Below are 22605 nucleotides of genomic sequence, written 5' to 3'. Positions count from 1 at the left end.
CCGGAGGTCGTCCTTCAAAGCCTCACAGAGCCGACGCTTTCCTCACCGTCCCGGTCGCCGGGGTGCGCGCGCCGGTCTCCGAGACGCCGTTTCGCGGGTAGCCGTCCCGTGCGGCGATCGGAGGTGAACGCTGATGGAACGGAGCGGCGAGGGCGGCCGGCGGATGCTCGCCGACCTGCTGGACGCCAGCCATCTCATGCCGATCGAACTGCTTCCCGCCAAGGCGACCGCGTGCGCACGCGCGGCCTCCTTCCACGAGGTGCTGATCTACGTGGCCGATCTGCAGCGCAACCTCCTGCGCCTGCTCCCGGGGGACGAGGCGGCGTCCCACGGGCACGAGACGGAGCTGAACGTCGAGGGGACGGTCGCCGGGCGGGCCTATCAGTACGGCGACGTCCTGCCCGCCGCACCCCTGGCCGGCGGCGTGTTCGAGTGGTGGGTGCCGCTGCTGGACGGAACGGAGCGCATCGGGCTGCTGCGGGTGAGCAGCGAACACGACGACGCTGACGCCCGCGCGGACATGGAGGCGCTGGCGGCACTCATCTCACTGATCATCGTCAGCAAGCGGGGCACCAGCGACGCCTTGGCCAAGCTGGTTCGCGCACGGCCGATGAGCGTGGCGGCGGAGATGCAGTGGAACGCCCTGCCCCCGCGCACCTACGCCGACGGACGGGTGGCGATCTCCGCGTCCCTGGAACCGGCCTACGACATCAGCGGTGACGTCTTCGAGTACGCCGTCGACGGCCCCCTGGTCCATCTGACGATCTTCGACGCGATGGGACACGACACGGCCGCCGGGCTGTCCGGAGCCCTCGCCCTGGGCGCCTGCCGCCAGGCCCGCCGCCAAGGCGCAGGCCTCCTCGAAAAAGCCGACGCCGTCGAGGCCGCCCTCCTCGAACAGTACGACCACCGGCGCTACGTCACCGGAGTCCTGGCCACCCTCGACACCCGCACCGGCGTCCTGCGGTGGGTCAACCGCGGCCACCACCCGCCGATCATCATCCGCGACAACCGCTGGACCACCCATCTCGCCTGCCCGCCCGCCCACCCGATGGGCACCGACCTCGGCCTGCGCGGCATCATGTGCGAGGAGCATCTCCAGCCCGGCGACCGGATCGTTCTCTACACCGACGGCATCACCGAGGCACGCAGCTCCGGTGACCGTGAGTTCGGCCTGGCCCGCTTCGCCGACTTCCTCATCCGCCACCACGCCGACGGTCTGCCCGTCCCCGAGACACTGCGCCGCCTCATCCAGGCCGTCCTCGCATACCACGACGGCCGCCTCCAGGACGACGCCACCGTCCTGCTGTGCGAGTGGATCGGCCCGCACCTGGAGCCGGCCGACACCGCGGCCGACCTGACCGGCCTGTCGTCGAACGGCCCCCGCGAGGACGGCGGACCGGCGGGGGACCTCGTGCGGTGAGTACCCGGTTGGGGTGCGTGCGATGGCCGGAAACCGACCCGGGCGAAACAGTGGGGAAGACGAACGCGTTCTCGCCGGCCCTGGCGGGGCACTCCGTCGGCGCGCGAGTCCCTTCACCCCCCAGGAGACCGTCCATGAGTTTCAACCCGTTGGAACAGCGGGGCATCCCGCTCGACCGCCAGGTCCGCAACTGGCGCGAGCTGAACGTGCAGCCCATCGACCCCGACCGCTGCGACCCGTACACCCGCTGCCGCATCATCGCGATGAACGGCATCGAGGTGGAGGCCATCCTCTTCAGCCACCAGCTCGCCCGCAACACCGTCGACCCGGAGGTGAAGCGGCAGCTCGCCCGGACCCGCTACATCGAGGCGCAGCAGCAGAAGGCCGTCAACTGGCTGCTGCCCGGCGTGTCCTCGGTCCTGGAGACGACGATCGCCTACGAGCAGGTCGCGGTGGACCTGACGGCGTGGGTGGCGCGGATGGAGCCCGATCCGTACCTGAAGCAGGCGTACCAGTTCGGCGTGCTGGAGGACTTCGACCATCTGTACCGGTACGCCAACCTCTACGAGATGATCGAGCACCGCAAGGCGGAGTCGATCGTCGACGACCTGACCGAGGTGATGCCGGGCCGGCCGACGAAGTACCACCACCGCGACCCGTACGACAACGTCCGCGACCCGTACGACAAGAGCGGCACGAACCCGCTGTCCAAGCTGCACGCGCTGACGATCATGGCGGCGGAGCAGCAGACCATGAACTTCTACATGAACACCGGCCCCACCTACATGGAACCGATCGCCCGGCAGCTCTACCAGGAGATCGGCCTGATCGAGGAGGAGCACGTCACCCACTACGAGTCGCTCGTCGACCCCGGGGAGACGTGGTGGGAGCAACTGGTCAACCACGAGTACAACGAGTGCTACCTGTACTACTCGTTCATGCAGCAGGAGAGCGACCCCAAGGTCAAGGCGATCTGGGAGCTGCACCTGAACATGGAGCTGGAGCACCTGCACACGGCCTGCGACCTGATGCGCCGCCACGACGGCCGGGAGCCGCAGGAGGTGCTCGCCCCGGAGCTGCCGAACGTGCTCACCTTCGAGCCGAACAAGCAGTACGTGCGCGAACTCCTGGACACCCAGATGGACCTGACCACCCTCGGCGCCGGATATGTGCGCGAGGCACACGAGCGGTTCGAGAGGATGCAGGAGCAGATCCACGGCGGTGAGGAGCCGCCCAGCGAGCGGGTGATGGCCCAGCACGACGAGATGTTCGGCCGCGAGTACCGCGTGCAGTCCGAGGGCGAGCACCCCGACCCCGCGATGCGCGAGAAGTGAGGCGGACGGCCATGCCCGAGACGCACATCCCCCAGGCCGGCGACGACCGGGCCGCGGACACCGACGTGGTCGCGCTCCTCATGCGCCAGCACGGCGACATCCGCAACCTCTTCGACGAGGTCGAACAGAGCCGGGGCGAGGAACGCCGCGAGGCCTTCCGCCGCCTGGTGCGGCTGCTGGCCGTGCACGAGACCGCCGAGGAGGAGGTCGTGCATCCCTTCGCCCGGCGGGCCCTGCCCGGTGGCGAGCAGGTCGTGGAGGACCGGCTCGCCGAGGAGCGGGCCGCCAAGGAGACCCTCGCCGCCCTGGACGAACTGGACACCGACGACCCGAAGTTCATGCCGCAGCTGATGCAGCTGCGCAAGGACGTGCAGGAGCACGCCCGGGCGGAGGAGCGCTACGAGTTCACGCACATCCGCCGGAGCACCGACGCCGACGGCCTCGCGACCCTGGCCAAGGCCGTGAAGGCCGCCGAGGCGATGGCACCCACGCGCCCGCACCCGGGCGTCGAGTCCGCCGCGGCCAATATGGCCCTCGGCCCCGTCGCCGCCCTCGTGGACCGTACGAAGGACGCGGTCCGAAAGGCGATGGGCAAGGACTGAGCGCCGGTCGCCGGCATCATGTTCCCGGCCGGGGGTCGGTGCGATCCCCGGCACGCAGGCCGTCGGCCGGCTCATAAGCGGTGATGACGTAGCGGGCCTCGTCGTCGACCGCGTTCTCCTCGCAGTCCAGGACGATCCGCACCGGATGGCCGTCGGCCGCGTACTGCGCCTCGGCCGTGTCCGCGGCGTCCCGTCGCGCCTGCTCGAGCTCGGCGAGGAGTCCGCCGAGCGTGGGCACGGCGTCGGGGGTGCTCGCGACCGTGCGGCGTCCCGTGTCGTCGAGGCCCACCGCCTTCACCACGGCGCCGTCGCGGACCGAGATCCGGAAGGTGCCGAGCAGGCTCCGCTCTCCTTCGCTCGACCGGAGCGTGTAGGTGTAGGAGACGGGCTCCTGCCAGGAGCCTCGACTGCGACCGGGTGCGCTCTGCGTCTCGGAGGACGTCGACGTCCCGGTGCCGCAGGCGGCGACCGAGCCGACGAGCCCTCCGATCAGCACGGCACGGCAAACGGTTCGGGCGGCGCGGGCTACGGCAGGCATGGCGGCATTCCTTTCGACGACGGCTACGCCTATGACGCCGCTCGCCCGGGGAACGTTCGGCGAGGTCCCGGACCGGTCGCACAACCGTCGTCTCGGCCGGCTCGGCCTCCTGCCCCGCTCGGGGGCGATTCACCCTGCGGCGCGAGCCGGCGGCCTGTCGTCGCGTGGCCGGACGGGAAGGACGAGCGGAGGGTGCGCGCCGTTGAGGAAGTAGTCCCCGACGTCCCCGAGCCGGTGGCCGACGAACGCGGCCGCGAACTGCTCGACCCGCCCGGCGCGCCGCGCCCCGACCCAGGCACCCCCTCCCCGGTGCGGTTTCTGCCGGCGTTCGAACGCGATCCTCGGCCACTACGACCGCGGCCGGATCATCGATGACGCGCACCGCCCTCTGGAACCAGCGTCGCCGAGGAAGGGCGGGCGATGGCCTCCTTCCTCCCCGGCGCCGGGAGCGACCGGGTCCGGATTGCGGCGTTTCCCGCCTGATCCCGCTTGATCGGTGAGCTTCAGCCGCTGTCAGGAGCACACTGGAAGGGTGCTGCCGGTGCTCACGAGGGGGTGTCGGCCCATGGAAGCGTCAGAGCGTGTGACCGTGCGGTGGTGGCGGTGGCGACGCAACGCGCTCAAACGGCGCGTCGACGTCGTCGAGGCCTGGGTCGTGCTCGCCGGCTGGGTGCTCGCCCTGCTGGGCGGACTGGTCGCCGGGCTGCTGGCGGCGGGCACCGTCGAGCAGGCCGTCGAACGGCAGCGGGCCGAGAGCCGCCAGGTCTCGGCGGTGGTCGTCGAGGAGGCACCCGGCCCGTCGCCGGCCCGCGCGGCGAGCGACCACCGGGTGTGGGGCAAGGTGCGGTGGACCGCGCCCGACGGTTCGACACACCGGGAGGAGGCCCGGGTGCCGCCCAGGGCTCCCGCCGGGAGCACCGTCTCCCTCTGGGTGAACCGGAGCGGTGACATCACGACCCCACCGGTGTCCGAAGGCGAGGCCTGGCTGCACATCGCCATGGGTGGCGCGCTCGCAGGGGTTCTCGCAGGCGGGACGGTCCTGGGAGCCGCATGGCTGACCCGCCTGGGCCTCGACCGGCGGCGCATGGCCCAGTGGGACGCGGAGTGGGAGCGGATCGACACCCGCAGGGGTTGGAAGACGGGCTGAGCGCGACGGCATGACGGCCGTCCGCCGGACTGCTCGCCGGTGACTCCGGCGGCACGCTCAGCTGCGGCCCACCGCCTCCTGGTCGTCGGATGCCTCGTGCGCGCCCGGCGGACCCGGTGCCGTCACCCCTGGCTGCGGGGCGGAACCGTACCCGTCCCGCGTGGGCTGTCGGGACGCCGACGGGAAGGGGGACGCGGCAGGGAGAGGGGTGGCGGTGGGCTGCCGCGCGGTCGCCCCCTCGACCTGTCGCACCGTGCTCTCGCCGGGCCGCTGGCCCGGGCCCGCGCCGGTGGCCAGCTGGGACCAGGCCCCCAGGGCCACGGCAACGGCGGCGGCGGTGGCCACGACCCGTCCCGCGCGCCGGGCCTTGGCACGGCGGTCCAGGTCCCGCCATGCCACGCGCACCCACAGGTCCTCCGGCTGCCACAGGTCACCGACGGCGTGCGGGGGCTGGAGCCGGCGCCCCGCCGCCCGTTCCTCGGCGGAGGGTTCCCTGGGAGCGGAGACACGTATGGCGGACTCACTGTCCGTGAGGAACCTCAGCCATACGTCGTCGGGGACCGGGGGACCGCCGGGCGGCTCGTGGGAAGCCCCCCGCCCGTCCGGCTCTTCGGTGGTCACGTCCCGTCATCCCCTCTCCGACCGTCGGCCTGATCACTGCGCGGCGCGAGATCAGTATGCCGCCCCGGTCCCGGAGCCGCCGCCCCCTCCGGACCCGCACAGAGCCTCCGAGACCGACTTGGTACGTGCCGTACGGCGGGGGAGCGCCCGGCCGCGCCCTCGCCGCCGGTCAGACCGCGGCCGGCAGGACGTGGTCGCCGACCTTGTCGGTGCTCAGGCACAGCGAGCACACGACCGCGTCGTGGGTGCGGCAGGCCGCCACGTCCGGCCGCTCGAACTGCTGCCGGCACACATGGCACTCGTAGGTGACGGCGCTGGGGTTGCCGTCCTCGTCCAGGAGGGGCTCGGCGATGCCGTCGTCGGTGCGGCGCAGGTAGTACCGGCCCTTGGTGACCACGGCCATCAGCGGCGTGAGGACGAAGGCGATGACGGCCGCGGCGACGGGGGAGTACGGCTGGAGCGTGTCACCGAGGGCGTGGAAGTACATGGCGATGGACAGTCCCGAGGCGGCGACGAAGGCGACGACCCCGACGGGGTTGACGGCGTAGAGCATGCCGCGGCGGAACTCGGGGGCGTGCGGGGACAGCTTCAGCAGGTACTTGTTGATGCCGATGTCGGTGGCCACGGTGACCACCCAGGCGATCGCGCAGTTCGAGTAGAAGCCCAGGATGCTGTTGAGGAAGCTGAACATGTCGGCTTCCATCAGGGCGAGCGCGAAGCCCAGGTTGACCAGCACGAAGACCATCCGGCCCGGGTAGCGCCGGGTGACCCGGGTGAAGGAGTTCGTCCAGGCGAGCGAGCCGGAGTACGCGTTCGTCACGTTGATCTTGATCTGGCTGATGACGACGAGCACCACGGCCAGCGGGACGACGAGCCAGGACGGCATCATCGCGTCGAAGGCGCCCTTGAACTGCTGGATCGGCTCGGGCGCGGCGGAGGCACCGACCTCGGCGATGATGTACACCGCGAGGAACACGCCGATGGCTTGCTTCAGCGCGCCCAGTACCACCCAGCCCGGGCCGGCCATCACCACGGCGGTCCACCAACTGCGCTTGTTCGCCTCGGTCTTGGGCGGCATGAAGCGCAGGTAGTCGATCTGCTCGCCGATCTGCGCGATCAGCGACAGGCACACGCCCGCGCCGAGCAGCACGGAGGCGGTGTTGATGCCGCCGTCCCCGTCGGTGCCCGCGTAGGCGAGGAAGCGGTCGACGGTGCCCGGGTCGGTGGTGACCAGGTAGACCAGCGGGCCGACCATCAGCAGCAGCCAGATCGGGGTGGTCCACACCTGGAGCTTGCTCAACGCCGTCATGCCGTAGATCACCAGCGGGATCACCATCAGCGTGGAGACCAAATAGCCCAGCCAGAGCGGCAGTCCGAGGCCCAGCTTCAGGCCCTGGGCCATGATCGAGCCTTCGAGGGCGAAGAAGATGAAGGTGAAGCTGGCGAAGATGACGCTGGTGAGGACCGAGCCGAAGTAGCCGAAGCCCGAGCCGCGGGTGATCAGGTCCAGGTCGATGTTGTAACGGGCCCCGTAGTAGGCCAGCGGGAAGCCGGTCACGAAGATGACGACGGCGGCGACGGCGATCGCGAGCAGCGCGTTGCCGGTGCCGTGGGCCAGGCCGATGCCGGCGCCGATGGAGAAGTCGGCCATGTAGGCGATGCCGCCGAGCGCGGTCGTCGCCACCACCATCGGGGTCCAGCGCCGGTAACTGCGCGGCGCGAAGCGGAGCGTGTAGTCCTCGAGGGTCTCCTTGACGGCCTGGTCCGTGTCCGGTGCTGCCTGCTGTGCGGGTTCCGGCTCGGCCACTACGGCCAGTCGCGGCTCGGTACTCATGCCACGCCTCCTTGCTGCGGGTCGGTGACTGCCAAGGCAGGCACGGTAGGCAGCGGTCGTTACCCCTAAATACTTCCTGCGTGAAGGGAATGTTTCGGAGCCATCTCACCGGGCGCCGGGCGGTTTACGGCACTCCCAGTTCGAACAGCACGTATCCCGCATACGACCCGGAGGCCAGCGCTGCCGTGCCGAGGACCGCGGCCAGGGACGGCCATCTGAGCCGGCGCATCGCGAGAGCGAGCGGGACGAACAGCGGGAACAGCGGAAGCAGATAGCGCGAGACGTTGCCGAAGTACTGCTGGGTGGTCATCACCATGAGGTAGGAGAGGACCGTGTAGACGACGAGCACGGCAGGCGGTCGCAGGCGCACCAGCAGCACGGTCAGCACCGGCACCATCAGCACCACGCAGACGCCGATGACATCCTCGAAAGGCATCGCGAAGAGATAGTCGAAACGGCCCACCGGGATGGACGTCAGCACGTTGAACGTGTGGACTCCCCAGTCGAACTCGTGGGCCCAGGCGCCGTCCTGGAGCTTGGAGTAGCCGTTGATGTCGCCCATGCGGTAGTTGACCCAGGCCAGGTACCCGAACAGGCCCAGTGGCGCGATCGCCACCGCGGCCAGGGGACGACGGACCCCGTCCGCACGTCGGCGCAAGGACAGCGTCGCGGCGACGGCGAGCGCGGCGACCAGCGCGACGGCGGTGGGCCGGCAGAGCCCGGCCGCACAGGTCAGCAGCCCGGCGGTGAGCCAGCGGCGGGTCATGACGGCGTGACAGGCCCATGCGGCGAGGGCCGTGTAGAGGGACTCCGAGTAGCCCGACCACTCCGTGCCCGAGCCGGGCCAGACCGCCCACAGCCCGGCCGCGACCAGCCCGGCCCGGTGGCCGCCCAGGCGATTCGTCACGGTGTAGATGCCGAGCGCGGCGGCGAACGAGGCGATGACGGAGACCGTCATGCCGGCGCCGTACAGGCCGAGCCCGGTGCACTCCGAGACCAGCCGCATCAGCGTCGGGTACAGCGGGAAGAACGCCGCCGAGTTGCCCTCCAGTGTGATCAGGCCTGTCGCGCCCGGGACCGGCTCGAGGGCGGGGTCGTACCCGTGCTCGGCGATCTGCTGGTACCACCAGCCGTCCCAGCTGGCCAGGACGTCCCAGGCGTGCTCGCCGCCGCCGAAGCGCGGGTTCTTCTTCCGGAAGTCTCCCGCGGAATCCAGCAGGTACATGAAGACGGCGAAGCCGGCCAGCTTCAGCACGCCGTACGTCAGCAGCACGGGCCCGTAGCGCACGACTGCGGCGCGCAGCCGCGGCCGGAACTCCCGGGAGGCGCGGGGGACTTCGGGCCGGTCGATGCCGGAGGCCGGGCGACGCAGCTGGACGGTGCTCATACGGCGGAGGGTCCTGTCGTACGGCGGGCCGGGAACACCCAGGCCCGGAAGAGAAGAAAGCGCAGCAGCGTCGCGGCCAGGTTGGCGGCGATCAGCGTCACCAGCTCGACCCGGTGGCCGGCCCCCGGCGCGGTGTGGTGGAGGACGGCCAGCGAACCGCTGGTGAGGGTCAGCCCGACCAGGAAGGCGGCAAGGCCCTTGAGGTGGTGGCGGAGTGCGCCGCCGCGGCCCCGGACCCCGAACGTGAGCCGCCGGTTGGCCGCCGTGTTGGCGATCGCGCTGGCGAGCAGGGCGAGGGCGTTGGCGGCCTGGGCTCCCGTCACCGGTCTGAGCCCGGTGTACAGCAGCAAATAGCACAGGGTGCTGGCGGCACCGACGGCGGCGAAACGCACCACCTGCCGGGCCAAGCCCGCCGGCAGCTCCCCGGAGAGGTCGCCGCCGCTGCGGCGTAGCGCGGTCAGCGGCAGCCTGCCGCAGGCCAGGGCCCGGCCGAGCCTGGCCATGCCCCGCAGATCGGCCAGCGCCGTGGAGAGGAGGTGGACCCGGCTGTCGGGGTCGTCCACCCAGTCCACCGGCACCTCGTGGATCCGCAGCCCCGCGCGCTCGGCGATGACCAGCAACTCGGTGTCGAAGAACCACTCGCGGTCCTCCACCAGCGGCAGCAGCCGCTCGGCGACGTCCCGCCGCACCGCCTTGAACCCGCACTGCGCGTCGGAGAAGCCCACGGCGAGGGTGCCGCGCAGCAGCCCGTTGTAGCAGCGGGAGATGATCTCCCGCTTCGGCCCGCGCACCACCCGCGAGCCACGGGCCAGCCGGGTGCCGATGGCGATGTCCGAGTGGCCCGAGATCAGCGGCGCGACCAGCGGCAGCAACGCGGCGAGGTCGGTGGACAGGTCCACGTCCAGATACGCCAGAACGGGCGCGTCGGAACGCGACCACGCCGTGTGCAGCGCACGGCCCCGGCCCTTCTCCGCGAGCCGGATCCAGTGCGTGCCGGGCAGTTCGGCGGCCAGCCGTGCGGCGATCCGCGGGGTGCGGTCGGTGCTGGCGTTGTCGGCGATGGTGATCCGGAAGGCGTAGGGGAAGGTGTCGCCGAGGTGCGCGTGCAGGCGACGGACGCAGGGCTCCAGGTCGTTCTCCTCGTTGTACACCGGAACGACCACGTCGAGAACGGGTTCCGGGTGGTGCGCGGGCAGTGGCGCCCGGCGGGGCAGCGTGGCCGGCTCGGGTATCGGGCGGTCGATCAGGGCCGGCCGCCGTGCGGTTCTCATGGCTGATTCACGGCTTCTTTCTGGCGCGGGGCATGCGCGTTCTGGCGTGGGTCATGCGCGGGCGCCGTCTGCGGGCATGCCGAGGGCGCCCGTGGCGGGTGGTGCGAGAGGTGGTTTCGGGGCGAGGGTGCCCCTGACGGGAAGGGCCGCTCAGCCGGCTACTCGGTGGAGGCCGACGCGGAGGGCTCCTTCGACTCCAGGACCGAGGGCGGGACACTCGTGGGTGTCGCGGAGGGCGGCGGGGGTGTGGCCGGTGTCGATGTGGTGTGGCGGGCGGTGGCCGTGGCGGTCGGGGTCGGGCCGCTCGGCGGGGTCGTGCCACCGGACGGTGTGCCGCGGCCGGGCGTGGTGGCGGGCGCCGACGACCCGGGCTGGGTAGGGGTGGAGCTCGGACTCGGCGCGTCGGCCGTGGGCCTGTTGTCGTGCGAAGTCGTCGGGCTCGTCGCCGGCTGCGGCCGGCGATCGGCGGGCTGGGCCCGGGTGCCCAGGCTGGGGAGCAGGGCCAGCCCGACACTGAGCCCGGCCACCGCCACGGCGGAACCGCCCGCCTTCCACAGCAACCGCGACCTGCGGCGGGCCCGGATCCCCGCGTGCAGCCGCTGCCGGTGCGCGGGCTCGTAAGGGGTGTGCTGCTGGGTGTCGCGCATCAGCCGCGACAGGTCCCGCTCGAAGTCGTCCATCGGTTCTCCTTTCACCCCATGGGCCTGACGGCGTCGGACAGAATCCGGCGGAGCCGTGCGACTCCGCGTGACGCGTGGGACCGGGCGGTGCCCACCGGGCAGCCAAGCGCCTGGGCGACCTGGGCCTCGGGCAGGTCCTCGTAGTAGCGCAGCACCACCGCCGCCCGCTGCTTCGGCGAGAGCAGGGCCAGCGCCGCCTCCAGCCGCGATCGCTCCGCTACGGCGGACGACATGTCGTTCACGTCGGCCCGGTCGGGCAGCTGCTCCACCGGGCGCTCCCCCCACCAGCGCCGCCGCCCCGAGCGAGCCGCCAGTCGTACCAGCACCGTGCGGACGTACGCCTCCGGAGCCTGCTCGGCGACCTTCGGCCAGGCGAACCACAGCTTGACCAAGGCCTCCTGCACCAGATCCTCGGCCCGCTGCCGGTCGCCCCCCGTGAGCAGACGCGCGACATGGAGCAGCGCCGACCAACGGGCGGCCGCGAACTCGTCGAAGCCGTCCGCCCGAACCTGCTCCATCCTCACCGTCCTGCGTCTCAGTGGCCCCCTACACCTGTGGAAAGACGCTGGACCCCACCCCACGCTGCACTCCAAACCTGTGATCCACCTCACTTCGCCGGGGGCAGGGCATGGAAAAGGGGCCCGTGCGCAGGCACGGGCCCCTTGTCCGGTTCGGCTTCCTACGTGCGGTCACCCTTCGGCTGGGCCGGCTGGTCGGGCGTGCCGTGCGGCGGCGGGCTGTGCGGCTGTGGCGATGTCGCGGGCGACACGGGCGAGCCTCCCTGACCGCCCTGCCCCGTTTCAGGCCGCAGGGCGTTCGGGTCGCCGGACGTCGGCTGCGCGCCCGCGCGCAACTGATCGAGCCGTGAGTCGAGCAGCCGGGTCACCGGCAGCCGGTCGGCGTGCGACCGCTCGTACGCGAGCAGTTGCTCGACCTCGTCCCCGGACAGCGACCGCACGCGGCTCTCCAGGCCGCCGATCGGCAGATGGTCGTAGTCGGGCAGTGGCAGGGCGCTGCGGGCGGGATCGGCCATGGTTCTCACTTCCCTGTGTACGACGTCTTGTGCGACCGGGTGGCCGGCTGGGAACCCGGCGGCACCTGTGGCTCAGCGGGCTCCCGGGCCGCCGCTGCCGAAGCCACCGCTGCTGCCCTCGTTCCAGCGCGGACGCGTCTGCGAGGCACTGGTCCGGTCGCTCTGGTTGCCGTGTGTCTTCAGCTCGTGCGGCGTCAGACGCTCCTCACTTCTCGGCATCTCGTCGGGCTCGCGGCGCTCCAGCGTCTCGCGGACCGGGCCGCCGTCGGGGAGCCTGGGCTGCTCGTCGGGCCGCGGCGGGCGCCGGCGCTTGTGCCGCAGGCCCAGGATGAAGGCGCCCAGCAGCAGGGCCACGACCACCAGACCCGTCACGACGAACCCGAAGCCGGGGGCGCTCCCGCCCGCGGCCAACTCCATCCATGCGTTATTCATGGCACGCGGGTACCCCTGGTCCTCACCATGAACCCGGCCCCCTCGACAGCGAGCGGGCCGGTCGGTGAGCGGTTCTTGGCGGGGGAACACCGGTTTGACCGGCATCGACCGGGGCTACCCGCGCGGTGTGACTTCGACGACATCCCAGCAGGAGCTGTTCCGGTTCCTGGAGGACCGCTTTGCGTGTGCGCAGGCGTGCACCGAGTGCGCCCGGGCGTGCGCGCTGCGCGCGAGCCTCGTGGATCCGGACGGCACCGAGAATCAGGAACTCGTACGGCGCAAGGGCATCATGTGCGCGGAGGTCTGCGACGCGACCTGCCGCGTGCTGTCCGAGCAGAACCAGGTGGACGAGGGCAGCATCCGAGTCCAGGTGGAGTGGTGCCGGACCGTGTGCCTGGAGGCCGCCCACGTCTTCGACCGGCAACCAGGAGCGGAGGACTCGGCGGCGGCCTGCCGTGCGTGCGCGCGCGCATGCACGGACTTCCTCGCCACGCTGAACTGACAACGCTGAACGGACAACGCGGAACCGGCAACGCTGAACCGGCAACGCCATTCCCAATTTCTGAAACACGTTCTACGGTGTGCGCCGACAGGACCGGCCTTGGGAGCCTGGAGGCGCCGTGCACCTCGAATACACGCCCGAGCAGCAGCGGCTGCGCACCGAACTGCGGTCCTACTTCGCCGAACTGGTCCCGGACCACGCGTACGCCCGGCACGACGACCCGGACGCCCGGAAGCGGTTCTACCGCGAGACCATCCGGCGGCTCGGCGCGGACGGCCGGCTCGGCGTGGGCTGGCCCGAGGAGTACGGCGGGCGCGGCCTGACGGCGATGGAGCAGTTCATCTTCTTCGACGAGGCCGCCCAGGCCGGCGTACCGCTGCCGCTCATGGCGCTGAACACCGTGGGGCCGACGATCATGCAGTACGGCACGGACGAGCAGAAGGCGTACTTCCTGCCGAAGATCCTCTCCGGCGAGATCGACTTCGCCATCGGCTACAGCGAGCCCGGCGCGGGCACCGACCTCGCGTCACTGCGCACCAGGGCGGTACGGGAAGGCGACGAGTACGTCGTCGACGGCCAGAAGATATGGACGACCAACGGCGACACGGCCGACTGGGTGTGGCTGGCCGTACGCACCGACCCGGACGCCCCGCCGCACAAGGGCATCACCATGCTCCTGGTGCCGACCACCGACCCCGGCTACTCCTGCACCCTGATCAACACCCTCGCCTCGCACGACACCACCGCCAGCTACTACGAGAACGTCCGCGTCCCCGTCTCCCGCCGGGTCGGCGCCGAGAACCAGGGCTGGCGGCTGATCACCAACCAGCTCAACCACGAGCGCGTGACCCTGGCCGCCCACGGCACCATGGCGATCCGAGCCCTGCACGACGTGCAGCGCTGGGCGATGGAGACCAAGCTCTCCGACGGCCGCCGCGTCGCCGACCTGCCCTGGGTACGCCGCCTCCTGGCCCGCACCCACGCCCGGCTGGACGCGCTGAAACTGCTCAACTGGCAGATGGTCGGCGCGGTCCAGGACGGCACCCTCACCCCGCAGGAGGCCTCAGCCGTCAAGGTCTACGGCTCCGAGGCGCGCCGCGACGCCTACGCCTGGCTCATGGAGATCGTCGCGGCAGCCGGCGCCCTGAAGGAGGGTTCGGCCGGCGCGGTCCTGCACGGCGAACTGGAACGCGGCTACCGCTCTGCGGTGATCTTCACCTTCGGCGGCGGCAACAACGAGATCCAGCGGGAGATCATCTCGTGGATCGGCCTGGGGATGCCGAGGGTGCGGCGCTGACGGACTGTGACCACAGACGCTCGTTGTCACATACCGCGGATAGTCGGCACGGGGATTCAGGGGAATCCTGGCCCCAGCCGGTTTCCTCTCGGATCTTCCAGCTGCCTCATCTCGTCATGTCAGCGCAGTCATGGCAGCGCAGTCATACGAGAGCCGGCCTCATGGCCAAGCCGACTGTGGTCACACGGACGGGTGCGGCGCTGACGGACGGGTGAGGGCCCGCCGCCCCCTGCCGGCTACTCCGCGCGATGTCGGCGTGCCCGTCACGCGCCGGGACCAGCCGCCTCTCGTGCGTCCAGGACCAGCACCGCGACGTGCAGGGACGTGCGCTGAAGGCCTGATTCCAGGTCGCAGCCCAGGAGCCGTTCGATGGTGTGGAGGCGCTGGTAGTACGCCTGCCGGGACATGCCGGCCAGCTTCGCCGCGACCGACTTGTTCCCGGCGGCCGTCAGATAGGCGCGCAGCGCGGGCAGCAGGTCGCCGCTGTTGCGGTCGTCGTGCTCGATGAGGCGGGTCAGCTGCCGTTCCGCGTAGCGCTGGAGGCGGGTGTCCTCGCGCAGGACGCCCAGGAGTTCCGGCAGCTCGACATCGGCGGGGACGTAGAACCACCGCTCCGGGGACGCCGGTGTGATGGCCTCGGCCGTCTGCTCGGCCTCCTGCCACGACCGGGCGATCCCGGAGAGGTCGGTCACGCCAGGGCCGACGGCTACGACGGCCTGCGGACCGAGTTCCTCGCGGGCGAGCCGGCCGATCCGCTCGGCGACCGGCTGCCAGGCGCTGGCCTGCGCCAGTGCGAGGAGTACACCGATCCGGCCCGGCGCCGTCTCGCCGACCAGTGCGCGGATGCCGGTCTGCGTCAGAGCCTTCGCGATCCGCTCGTCGAGCTGCTCGCCCTCGCCGCCGGGCCGGGTGTGGCGGATGACCACGGCGAAGAGGCGGTGCCCGAAGGCCGGCAAGCCCAAGGCCTCCGCGCGGGCGCGGGCGTCCGCCGGGGAGCGGAAGCGCCGTTCGCACAGATCCCGCAGCACGGAGCGGTGGGCCCGGCGCTCCCACCAGGCCGGCCCGGCCAGGCGTGCCATGGTCAGCGCGACCGCCGCACGCTCCAGGACCAGGACGTGCTCCGGGTCGGGCTCCGGGTTCAGCCGGCTGTCCAGCAGGATCAGCCGCCCCCACAGCCCCATGTGGTCCTGCACCGGGGCGATCAGCCACCCCTCCGGGCCACTCGGTGCGATCTTCTCCAGGGTCGGCGCGGCCCGGGAGCGCCGGGCCCAGGCGGACACGACCGGCTCGTACGGCCGGCCGAGAAGCTCGCACATCAGGACCCGATGGGTGAGATCCTCCAGTACCACCGGGGCTCCGGTGAGCTCGGCGGTGGTGTGCACCAGCTCCTCCGGACCCGCGCCCCGCAGCGTCAGAGCGGTGAAGATGTCCTGGATGTCCCTCCCGCGGCGCAGCAGTGCCCCCTGGGCGTCGAGGATGAGCGCGTGCACCGTCTGCGTGACGTCGATGAACCGCACGCCGCGGGCGAGCTCGACCAGCGGCAGCTCACGGGCCCGGCAGGCCGCCACCAGTTCCTCGGGCACCTTCCGGTAACGGTGACCGAGCTCGACGATCAGGCCGGCCGCGCCGACATCGGCGAGCTGATCGACGTAGTCCCGCAGCTTGGAGGCGTCCTCCGGATACGGCATGCCGGTCGTCAGCACCAGCTCACCACCCTCGAGAAAGTCGGCGGGGTTGAGCAGCTCGGTGACATGTACCCAGCGCACCGCACGGTGCAGCTGTGACGCACCGGCCAGCACACGCGGCATCCCCTCGGCCAGCACCGGCAGGCGCAGAACCTCCGTGATGGTCAGGAAGTGCCCGGTTGCGGGACGTCTGGGCGGCATAGGGGGCGCTTTCTTCCGAGGGATCGTGGGTCACCTTCGCACCGGCCACTCACCGTGACAAGAGGGGGGAGTGCACTTTCCGAGGCCTGGACGTCCGCCGTGACAGAACGTCTCGAGAAGGCCGCGAGGTGGAACAGAGTGTGGGTTGACCTGCGTGTTCACCCGGGTCGAAAGTGAACGCCATCCCCAGCGGGACACGGACCGGAAGAGTCCGCACGGTGTCCGCCCGGTGCTGGGGGCAACCACTGCCACCGATGCCACCCCCGGCGAAAGGAGCGACCTCATGCGCCGCATCCCCAAGCGCGTCGCCGTCATCGGCGCCGGCAGCATGGGCAGCCAGGTCATGTGGCGACTCGCCGCCCGCGGAGCCGAGGTCATCGGCTACGACCGGTACGCGCCGGGTCACGACCGCGGCGCGGCCGGGGGCGAGAGCCGCATCTTCCGCGCCGTGCACCTGGGTGATCCCGGGTACATCCCGCTGCTGCGGCTCGCCGACCGGATGTGGGACCGGCTCCAGCGCGAAACCGGGTTCTCGCTGCGCCGTCGCAGCGGATGCTTGGTGATGGGCGAGACCACGTCTCCGTCCATGCGCCTCCTCCTCTCGGCCGGCACCACCCACCGGCTGGACCATGAGGTGCTGGACCGGGAGGAACTCGCCCGTCGCTACCCGCAGCACCGCCTCCCGGACGGGCACACGGCCGTACTCGACCGCTTGGGTTCGATCATCAGGCCCGAAGCGTCGATCCAGGCAGCCGCCGCCCGCGCCGAGCAACTGGGCGCCCAGCTGCGCCGCTACACCCCGGTGCGGGAGATAGCGCCCGCGGCAGGCGGCGGGGTGCACATCGTCACCGACCACGGCACGGACCACGTGGACACCGCGGTGGTGACCGTGGGCCCGTGGGTCAACACCCTGCTCCCCGACCTTCCGCGGACGGTCGACATCCGCCGGCTGATCAGCTCCTGGCACATCCCCACCCGCCACGACTGGTTCGCCGGCGGCGCCCCCGCCTTCGTCCGCAGCACACCCCACGACTGCTACGGACTACCGTCGCCCGACGGCATCTCCGTCAAGCTGGGCCTGTCCTTCGCCCGCTATCTGCCCGTACCCGACCCCGAGCGGCTCGACCGTACGGTCCGCCCGGAGGAACTCGCCACCTTCCGCGAGCTCATCGGCGAGCTGATGCCCGACCTGAACCCCGACCCCATCCGGCTGTCGGTCTACATGGAGGGCTACACCGCCTCCGGTAACCCGCTCGTCGGTCATCTCCCCGGCGAGGACGACATCGTCGTCATGGCCGGATTCTCCGGCAGCGGCTTCAAACTCTCGCCCGCCATGGGAGAGATCGCCGCAGACCTGGCGCTCGACGGCACGACGGAGCACCCCGTCGGCTTCCTCGCCCCGGCCGGAGCCGGCGCCGCCTGAACACGAACCGATTCAGTCTCCGTCCTCCCCGAACACTTTCTCCCCGAACGCATCCTCCCCGAACACATGTGAGGCACCCTCATGAGCGACCCCTCGTTCCGGCCGAAGTACGTCTCGTTCGACTGCTACGGCACGTTGATCGAGTACCCGATCACCCCCATCACGCGTGAGCTCGTCGGCGACCAGATCCCCGCCGAGCGGTGGGACCAGTTCGTCCGGGAGTTCCGCGGCTACCGCTACGACCAGGTCCGCGGCGAGTACTACGCCTACGAGCAGGTGCTTCAGGACTCCTTCGAGCGGGTCTGCCGCAAGTGGGGCCTGAAGGCGGCCCCGGACGCGGGCAAGCGGTTCGCCGACGGCGTCCGCAGCTGGGGCCCGCACGCGGACGTGCCGGAGCCGCTGAAGACGATGGGCGAGAACTACAAGCTGGTCATCCTGTCCAACGCCGACGACTCGTTCCTCGAGGAGAGCGTGCCCCGGCTCGGCGCGGACTTCCACACGGTCCTCACCGCGGAGCAGGCCGGCTACTACAAGCCCCGCTACGCCGCCTTCGAGTACATGCTCGACCAGCTCGACGCGTCCCCCGAGGACTTCGTGCACGTCTCCTCGCACACCCGCTACGACCTGATGCCGATGCACGACATGGGCTTTCGCAACCTGATCCTCCTGGACCGCGGCTACGACCCCGTGACCCACGGCTACGACTACGTGCCGGTGAAGTCCCTGAACGAGGTCAACCGCATGCTCGGCATCTGAACTCCCCGCCCCTCCGTACGGGACCCGCACGTCCCCGCAGCACGGATCCCCCGTACCCCCAGCGATCTCCAGGAGGCTCTGCCATGGAAGACAACCGGATAGGACGCAGAACCGTACTCCGCACCGCAGGCGCTCTGGCCGCTGCCACGGCAGTGACCGGATGCGGCAGTCTCATGGGCAGCGGCGAGAGCCGCAGCTCTTCGAGCGGTGGCAGCAAGAAGCGGCTCGTCGTCAGCAACAGCGGTGGCGCCTACAACGACGCCCTCACCAAGGCGATCTACGAGCCGTTCGCCAAGGAGACCGGCATCACGGTCACCACGGTCAACTACCAGTCCGCGCAGGTCATCGCCCAGGTCAGGCAGGGCCGGCCGCAGGTCGACCTGATGGACAACTCGCTGCTGATCTTCCAGAAGATGGCGCGCCTGGACTGTCTGGAGGCGGTGGACCACGACCGGCTGAAGAGCGTCAAGGGTGCCGGTATCGCGGAGCACAACCTGCCGGAGCACGCGGTCGGCAAGAACGTGTGGGCGAGCCTGATGGCGTACCGCACGGACAGTCTGAAGCGCGCACCGAAGGGCTGGGCCGACTTCTGGAACACCCACTCTTTCGCCGGTCAGCGCTCGTTGCAGAGCGCTGAAGCGGACTACCCGGAGCTGGAGTTCGCGCTGCTGGCCGACGGGGTGCCGCTGGACAAGCTGTATCCGCTGGACGTGGACCGGGCGTTCGCCTCGATGTCGCGGATCCGCGGCGAGGTGAAGAAGTTCTGGAACACCGGCGCCCTTCCGGCGGTGCTGCTGGGCCGCAAGGAGGTGGTGATGACCAGCCTGTGGAGCGGCCGCGCGGACGAGCTGATCAAGCAGGGCATGCCGGTCGCCTACCAGTGGAACGGCGCCCGGCGGCTCACCAACGGCTGGGGAATCCCGAAGGGCGCGGGCAACACGGACGCGGCCTACCAGCTGATCGACTTCTCCCTGCGCCCCGAGGTGCAGGCGGCGTTCGCCAAGCTCTTCCCGCAGGGCCCGGTCGTCCCCGCTGCCACCAAGCTGCTCTCGGACGATGTCCTGGCCACGCTGCCGACCTCGCCCCAGAACCTGAAGACCGGGTTCGACACCGATGTGGCCTGGTGGGACAAGAACCTGGAAGCGGTCACCAAGCGCTGGCGGGAGTGGGCCGATGCCTGAGCGAACCAAACTTCTCGCCTCGGCCTTGGCTCCGGGGGGCAACTCGCTGACGGGGAAGTCGTTGTCGGTGGCGGGGCTGCGGAAGTCCTACAGCGGGACGACGGTGGTCGACGGTGTGGACATGGAGATCGCGGCGGGTGAGTTCGTCACCTTCCTCGGCTCCTCCGGTTCCGGCAAGACGACCACGCTGATGATGCTGGCGGGGTTCACCGAGCCCGACTCCGGCACCATCGCCGTCGACGGCCGGGACATCACCAAGCTCAACCCCGGAAAGCGTGACTTCGGTTTCGTCTTCCAGCAGTACCTGCTCTTCCCCCACATGACCGTCAGCGAGAACGTCGCCTTCCCGCTACAGCTGCGTGGGGTGGAGAAGGCGGAGATCCGCCGCCGGGTGGGGGAGACCCTGGAGGCGGCGGGCCTGTCGAAGTTCGCCGGCCGCAAGCCCCGTGAGCTGTCCGGCGGGCAGCAGCAGCGTGTCGCCCTGTGCCGGGTGCTGGTCTACCGCCCACCCATCGTGCTGATGGACGAGCCGCTGGGCGCGCTGGACAAGAAGCTGCGTGACCAGATGCAGACCGAGATCAAGTCCATCCAGCGCGAACTCGGCCTGACCGTCATCTACGTCACGCACGACCAGGAGGAGGCGCTGGTCCTGTCGGACCGTATCGCCATCATGAAGGACGGCCGCATCGAGCAGTTCGACACCCCCCGCGGCCTGTTCGAACGCCCCCGCACCCCGTTCGTGGCGGACTTCCTGGGCGCGGCCAACTTCCTCACCGGCAAGGTCGAGGAATCGACGGCGGACGGATGCACCCCGGTCCGTCTCGACACCGGCGGTCTCCTCAAAGCCCGAGCTCATGCCTGTGCCCCGGGGCAGCGGGTGCGTGCCGCGGTGCGGCCGGGCAAGCTGCGCCTGGTCAGCGCCGAGGAGGGCTGCTGTACCGGCACGGTCGAAACGGCCGTCTACGTCGGCTCGCTGACCCGGATCACCGTCCGCCTGGACGGCGCCGCCCCCGGCACGCCGCCGCTGCGGATCGAGACCGCCGCGAGCCCGCCCCGCCCCGGCGAGCGGGTCTGTGTGACCGCTGAGCGTGAGGACGTCAGTGTCTTCGACGAGTCGGACGGGGAGTGAGCCCGTGGCCGGCACCGTTGTCGCACCCGCCAAGGTGCGTGTGAAAGCGTCCGGGAAGCGCGGACACCGCTCCCGCATCGCCCTGGTCAACGCCGTCCCCGTCACGGTGTTCCTGCTGGTGTTGTTCGTCTACCCGATCATCGGGGTGCTCTCCCTCAGCCTGGAGGGCGACAGTGGCGGGTTCACCCTGCACTGGTACACCGACGCCCTCAGCGGCGTGAACCTGTCCGTGCTGCTCTCCACCCTGCGCATCTCCGCCGAGACCGCGGTGCTCAGCCTTCTGGTGGGGTTCGTGCTGGCACATGCCATCGCCCGGATGCGGCCCGTCTTCGCCGCCCTGGCCATGCTGATCGTGGTCGTGCCGCACTTCATCAGTGCCCTGGTGCGCACCTACGGGTGGATCATCATGCTCGGTGAACACGGCATCATCAACACCATGGCCACCTCCGTGCATCTGCCCGGTGCGCCGTATTCGCTGCTGTACAACGAGACCGGTGTGGTCATCGGCACCACCTCGGTGATGCTCCCCTACACCGTCCTCGTGCTGCAGGGCGTGATGCGCGGCGTCGACGGCCGGCTCCTCGCCGCAGCGGCGGGCTTCGGCGCGTCACGGCTGACGATCTTTCGCCGCATCTACCTGCCACTGGTCGCGCCCGGTATCGGCACCGCGGGCCTGCTCAGCTTCATCCTCTGCCTGGGCTACTACATCACCCCCGCCCTGATGGGCGGCGACAAGCAGACCGTCGTCGCGGCCCTGATCGACCAGCAGGTGATGAAGCAGGACCAGTGGAACTCCGCCGCCGCCTTCGGCGTCATCCTGCTCCTGCTCACCTTCGCCGGCCTGGGCGTGCTCGGCCTGGCCAAGCTCCGCCGCAAGAAGGCGCACACACGAAGGAGCAGCTCATGATGGAACTGCCTCCCACCCGGGCCGGACACATCGGCCGCGCCCTGAGCGCCATCGCGATCCTGCTGTTCCTGGCGATGCCCATCGTCATCATCCTGGTCACCTCCTTCGGCGCGGACGGCATCGGCACCTTCCCGCCCAAGCAGTACAGCACCCACTGGTACGAGCAGATGCTCGCCCCGGGCGGGAACTGGGCCACCTCGATCGCCCTGTCCAGCCTGGTCGCCTCCCTGACCACCGTGTTCTCCCTGATCCTGGGAGTGACCGCCGCCACCGCCCTGGCCCGTGGCCGGCTGCCTCTGCACGCGGCCGTCTACGGCCTGGTCCTGGCCCCCATGCTCATCCCCCAGGTGGTCATCGCGCTCGGCCTGTTCCTGTTCTTCGAACCGGCCGGCATGCTCGGCAGCCCCCTGGCCATCGCCCTCGGCCACACCGTGCTCGCCGCACCCATCGCGATCCTCATCCTGATCTCCACCCTGAAGGGCATCGACGAACGCCTCGAAGACGCCGCCGCCAGCATGGGCGCCTCCCGGATGACCATCGCCCGCCGCATCACCTTCCCGCTGGCCACCCCCGGCCTGATCGCGGCAGCGGTGTTCTCCTTCATCACCAGCTTTGACGAGTTCTTCATCGCCCAGTTCCTCTCCACCCCCGACACCCGCACCCTGCCGGTCCTGGTCTTCAACGCCCTGCAGTTCGACGTCGACCCGACCGTCACCGCCGTCAGCGCGGTCCTGATCGCCCTGGCCATCCTCGCCCTCGCCCTGGTAGCCCTCGTCCGCAAACTCGGCGGCCACCGCAACGGCCAGAGCGCCCTCCCCGTCGAACCCCTCACCTGACCCTTCGGTCGGCACGGACCGCGCCACCCAGTCGACAGAGCCGTCGGCCGGGCAGCCCAGTGCGCCCGGCCGCGACGCCCCCAGAAGCCCTCCCGCAGGAGACCGCACATGAAGACGATCCCGTTCTGGATAGAAACCGCCGGTCCGTTCCCCGACCGCTCCGGCAAGCCACTGCCCGAAGACACCGATCTCGTGGTCGTCGGCGCTGGTCTCACCGGCCTGTCCACCGCCCTGCACTCCGCCCGCAAGGGCGCCCGCGTCACCCTCGTGGAGAAGGGCCAGATCGGTTCCGGTGCCTCCGCGCGCAACGGCGGCATGGCCAACCTCGGTTTCACCATCGGTGTACGCCAGGCCATCCGCCGGTACGGACTGGAGCGGGCCCGCGA

Annotated in this window: 23 protein-coding genes; 13 read left to right on the top strand and 10 right to left on the bottom strand. The window is 70.7% G+C overall.

Annotated elements, in window-relative coordinates:
• The first annotated feature begins 133 nt into the window (after positions 1 to 133).
• The 3 genes from ACIRDU_RS37955 to ACIRDU_RS37945 all read left to right on the top strand — a co-directional run bounded on the left by ACIRDU_RS37955 (position 134) and on the right by ACIRDU_RS37945 (position 3359).
• Positions 134 to 1423, top strand: coding sequence for a PP2C family protein-serine/threonine phosphatase (locus ACIRDU_RS37955; RefSeq protein ID WP_403588671.1), 1290 nt, complete (start codon positions 134 to 136; stop codon positions 1421 to 1423).
• A gap of 134 nt (positions 1424 to 1557) precedes the next feature.
• Positions 1558 to 2757 (top strand): hypothetical protein, encoded by a 1200-nt coding sequence (locus tag ACIRDU_RS37950; protein ID WP_403588669.1) that lies wholly within the window; start codon positions 1558 to 1560, stop codon positions 2755 to 2757.
• Positions 2758 to 2768: 11 nt separating this feature from the next.
• Positions 2769 to 3359, top strand: a complete 591-nt coding sequence (locus ACIRDU_RS37945; RefSeq protein ID WP_403588667.1) for a hemerythrin domain-containing protein — start codon at positions 2769 to 2771, stop codon at positions 3357 to 3359.
• A 16-nt stretch (positions 3360 to 3375) separates the two neighbouring features.
• Here the strand turns inward: ACIRDU_RS37945 and ACIRDU_RS37940 are convergent, their stop codons facing one another.
• The gene (locus tag ACIRDU_RS37940) at positions 3376 to 3897 is read right to left on the bottom strand and encodes a DUF6174 domain-containing protein (RefSeq protein ID WP_403588665.1); all 522 of its coding nucleotides are present in this window, start codon (positions 3895 to 3897) and stop codon (positions 3376 to 3378) included.
• Between the two features lie 565 nt (positions 3898 to 4462).
• Here ACIRDU_RS37940 and ACIRDU_RS37935 point away from each other — a divergent pair.
• Entirely contained in the window at positions 4463 to 5044 is a 582-nt protein-coding gene (locus tag ACIRDU_RS37935; protein WP_403588663.1) for a hypothetical protein, read from the top strand.
• 57 nt (positions 5045 to 5101) lie between these two features.
• Here ACIRDU_RS37935 and ACIRDU_RS37930 read toward each other — a convergent pair whose 3' ends face one another.
• The 8 genes from ACIRDU_RS37930 to ACIRDU_RS37895 all read right to left on the bottom strand — a co-directional run bounded on the left by ACIRDU_RS37930 (position 5102) and on the right by ACIRDU_RS37895 (position 12302).
• Positions 5102 to 5665, bottom strand: a complete 564-nt coding sequence (locus ACIRDU_RS37930) for a hypothetical protein (protein WP_403588661.1) — start codon at positions 5663 to 5665, stop codon at positions 5102 to 5104.
• A gap of 169 nt (positions 5666 to 5834) precedes the next feature.
• Entirely contained in the window at positions 5835 to 7499 is a 1665-nt protein-coding gene (locus ACIRDU_RS37925; protein ID WP_403588659.1) for a purine-cytosine permease family protein, read from the bottom strand.
• Between the two features lie 124 nt (positions 7500 to 7623).
• Positions 7624 to 8886, bottom strand: coding sequence for a hypothetical protein (locus ACIRDU_RS37920; protein ID WP_403588657.1), 1263 nt, complete (start codon positions 8884 to 8886; stop codon positions 7624 to 7626).
• On the bottom strand, positions 8883 to 10157 hold the full coding sequence (locus ACIRDU_RS37915; protein WP_403588655.1) for a glycosyltransferase: 1275 nt from the start codon (positions 10155 to 10157) through the stop codon (positions 8883 to 8885). The genes ACIRDU_RS37920 and ACIRDU_RS37915 overlap by 4 nt, the downstream gene beginning before the upstream one ends.
• 158 nt (positions 10158 to 10315) lie before the next feature.
• Positions 10316 to 10837 carry a cellulase gene (locus tag ACIRDU_RS37910; RefSeq protein ID WP_403588653.1) on the bottom strand — a complete coding sequence of 174 codons (522 nt, stop codon included), beginning with the start codon at positions 10835 to 10837 and terminating at the stop codon, positions 10316 to 10318.
• 11 nt (positions 10838 to 10848) lie between these two features.
• Positions 10849 to 11355 (bottom strand): SigE family RNA polymerase sigma factor, encoded by a 507-nt coding sequence (locus ACIRDU_RS37905; protein ID WP_403588651.1) that lies wholly within the window; start codon positions 11353 to 11355, stop codon positions 10849 to 10851.
• 161 nt (positions 11356 to 11516) lie between these two features.
• A complete protein-coding gene (locus tag ACIRDU_RS37900; RefSeq protein WP_403588649.1) occupies positions 11517 to 11870 on the bottom strand; it encodes a hypothetical protein in 354 nt (117 codons plus the stop codon).
• Positions 11871 to 11942: 72 nt separating this feature from the next.
• The gene (locus tag ACIRDU_RS37895) at positions 11943 to 12302 is read right to left on the bottom strand and encodes a DUF6479 family protein (RefSeq protein WP_403588647.1); all 360 of its coding nucleotides are present in this window, start codon (positions 12300 to 12302) and stop codon (positions 11943 to 11945) included.
• A gap of 127 nt (positions 12303 to 12429) precedes the next feature.
• Between ACIRDU_RS37895 and ACIRDU_RS37890 the strand changes: the two genes are divergently transcribed.
• Together ACIRDU_RS37890 and ACIRDU_RS37885 are read left to right on the top strand one after the other, a co-directional pair.
• Positions 12430 to 12804 carry a ferredoxin gene (locus tag ACIRDU_RS37890; RefSeq protein WP_403588645.1) on the top strand — a complete coding sequence of 125 codons (375 nt, stop codon included), beginning with the start codon at positions 12430 to 12432 and terminating at the stop codon, positions 12802 to 12804.
• 118 nt (positions 12805 to 12922) lie between these two features.
• Positions 12923 to 14101 carry an acyl-CoA dehydrogenase family protein gene (locus ACIRDU_RS37885; RefSeq protein ID WP_403588643.1) on the top strand — a complete coding sequence of 393 codons (1179 nt, stop codon included), beginning with the start codon at positions 12923 to 12925 and terminating at the stop codon, positions 14099 to 14101.
• Positions 14102 to 14364: 263 nt separating this feature from the next.
• On the opposite strand, the gene ACIRDU_RS37880 is transcribed toward ACIRDU_RS37885, so the two are convergent.
• Positions 14365 to 15987 carry a PucR family transcriptional regulator gene (locus ACIRDU_RS37880; RefSeq protein ID WP_403588641.1) on the bottom strand — a complete coding sequence of 541 codons (1623 nt, stop codon included), beginning with the start codon at positions 15985 to 15987 and terminating at the stop codon, positions 14365 to 14367.
• Between the two features lie 283 nt (positions 15988 to 16270).
• Between ACIRDU_RS37880 and solA the strand changes: the two genes are divergently transcribed.
• From solA to ACIRDU_RS37845, 7 genes are all read left to right on the top strand, one after another.
• Positions 16271 to 17410, top strand: a complete 1140-nt coding sequence (gene solA, locus ACIRDU_RS37875; protein WP_403588639.1) for an N-methyl-L-tryptophan oxidase — start codon at positions 16271 to 16273, stop codon at positions 17408 to 17410.
• Between the two features lie 81 nt (positions 17411 to 17491).
• On the top strand, positions 17492 to 18166 hold the full coding sequence (locus tag ACIRDU_RS37870; RefSeq protein ID WP_403588637.1) for a haloacid dehalogenase type II: 675 nt from the start codon (positions 17492 to 17494) through the stop codon (positions 18164 to 18166).
• Positions 18167 to 18249: 83 nt separating this feature from the next.
• Positions 18250 to 19347, top strand: a complete 1098-nt coding sequence (locus ACIRDU_RS37865) for an extracellular solute-binding protein (RefSeq protein ID WP_403588635.1) — start codon at positions 18250 to 18252, stop codon at positions 19345 to 19347.
• On the top strand, positions 19340 to 20476 hold the full coding sequence (locus ACIRDU_RS37860) for an ABC transporter ATP-binding protein (RefSeq protein WP_403588633.1): 1137 nt from the start codon (positions 19340 to 19342) through the stop codon (positions 20474 to 20476). The genes ACIRDU_RS37865 and ACIRDU_RS37860 overlap by 8 nt, the downstream gene beginning before the upstream one ends.
• 4 nt (positions 20477 to 20480) lie before the next feature.
• Positions 20481 to 21383 (top strand): ABC transporter permease, encoded by a 903-nt coding sequence (locus ACIRDU_RS37855; RefSeq protein ID WP_403588631.1) that lies wholly within the window; start codon positions 20481 to 20483, stop codon positions 21381 to 21383.
• Positions 21380 to 22219: an ABC transporter permease gene (locus tag ACIRDU_RS37850; protein WP_403588629.1), complete on the top strand. Its 840-nt coding sequence runs from the start codon at positions 21380 to 21382 to the stop codon at positions 22217 to 22219. Before ACIRDU_RS37855 ends, ACIRDU_RS37850 begins: the two co-directional genes overlap by 4 nt.
• A 108-nt stretch (positions 22220 to 22327) precedes the next feature.
• Positions 22328 to 22605 (top strand): FAD-dependent oxidoreductase (locus ACIRDU_RS37845; protein ID WP_403588627.1); only part of this gene is annotated, 278 nt, incomplete at its 3' end.

Origin of the sequence: Streptomyces sp. NPDC093598, assembly GCF_044764825.1 — a bacterium.
In the GTDB taxonomy this organism is placed as follows: Bacteria; Actinomycetota; Actinomycetes; order Streptomycetales; family Streptomycetaceae; genus Streptomyces.
Note: the sequence above shows the minus strand (reverse complement) of the source record. Positions and strands in the feature narration are given on the sequence as shown.

What these genes read in the sequence shown, in the direction of transcription:
- ACIRDU_RS37955 (WP_403588671.1), top strand. Translation starts at nt 134, where the DNA reads ATGGAACGGAGCGGCGAGGGCGGCCGGCGGATGCTCGCCGACCTGCTG.
- ACIRDU_RS37950 (WP_403588669.1), top strand. Translation starts at nt 1,558, where the DNA reads ATGAGTTTCAACCCGTTGGAACAGCGGGGCATCCCGCTCGACCGCCAG.
- ACIRDU_RS37945 (WP_403588667.1), top strand. Translation starts at nt 2,769, where the DNA reads ATGCCCGAGACGCACATCCCCCAGGCCGGCGACGACCGGGCCGCGGAC.
- ACIRDU_RS37940 (WP_403588665.1), bottom strand. Translation starts at nt 3,897, where the DNA reads ATGCCTGCCGTAGCCCGCGCCGCCCGAACCGTTTGCCGTGCCGTGCTG.
- ACIRDU_RS37935 (WP_403588663.1), top strand. Translation starts at nt 4,463, where the DNA reads ATGGAAGCGTCAGAGCGTGTGACCGTGCGGTGGTGGCGGTGGCGACGC.
- ACIRDU_RS37925 (WP_403588659.1), bottom strand. Translation starts at nt 7,499, where the DNA reads ATGAGTACCGAGCCGCGACTGGCCGTAGTGGCCGAGCCGGAACCCGCA.
- ACIRDU_RS37920 (WP_403588657.1), bottom strand. Translation starts at nt 8,886, where the DNA reads ATGAGCACCGTCCAGCTGCGTCGCCCGGCCTCCGGCATCGACCGGCCC.
- ACIRDU_RS37915 (WP_403588655.1), bottom strand. Translation starts at nt 10,157, where the DNA reads ATGAGAACCGCACGGCGGCCGGCCCTGATCGACCGCCCGATACCCGAG.
- ACIRDU_RS37910 (WP_403588653.1), bottom strand. Translation starts at nt 10,837, where the DNA reads ATGGACGACTTCGAGCGGGACCTGTCGCGGCTGATGCGCGACACCCAG.
- ACIRDU_RS37905 (WP_403588651.1), bottom strand. Translation starts at nt 11,355, where the DNA reads ATGGAGCAGGTTCGGGCGGACGGCTTCGACGAGTTCGCGGCCGCCCGT.
- ACIRDU_RS37900 (WP_403588649.1), bottom strand. Translation starts at nt 11,870, where the DNA reads ATGGCCGATCCCGCCCGCAGCGCCCTGCCACTGCCCGACTACGACCAT.
- ACIRDU_RS37895 (WP_403588647.1), bottom strand. Translation starts at nt 12,302, where the DNA reads ATGAATAACGCATGGATGGAGTTGGCCGCGGGCGGGAGCGCCCCCGGC.
- ACIRDU_RS37880 (WP_403588641.1), bottom strand. Translation starts at nt 15,987, where the DNA reads ATGCCGCCCAGACGTCCCGCAACCGGGCACTTCCTGACCATCACGGAG.
- solA (WP_403588639.1), top strand. Translation starts at nt 16,271, where the DNA reads ATGCGCCGCATCCCCAAGCGCGTCGCCGTCATCGGCGCCGGCAGCATG.
- ACIRDU_RS37870 (WP_403588637.1), top strand. Translation starts at nt 17,492, where the DNA reads ATGAGCGACCCCTCGTTCCGGCCGAAGTACGTCTCGTTCGACTGCTAC.
- ACIRDU_RS37865 (WP_403588635.1), top strand. Translation starts at nt 18,250, where the DNA reads ATGGAAGACAACCGGATAGGACGCAGAACCGTACTCCGCACCGCAGGC.
- ACIRDU_RS37860 (WP_403588633.1), top strand. Translation starts at nt 19,340, where the DNA reads ATGCCTGAGCGAACCAAACTTCTCGCCTCGGCCTTGGCTCCGGGGGGC.
- ACIRDU_RS37850 (WP_403588629.1), top strand. Translation starts at nt 21,380, where the DNA reads ATGATGGAACTGCCTCCCACCCGGGCCGGACACATCGGCCGCGCCCTG.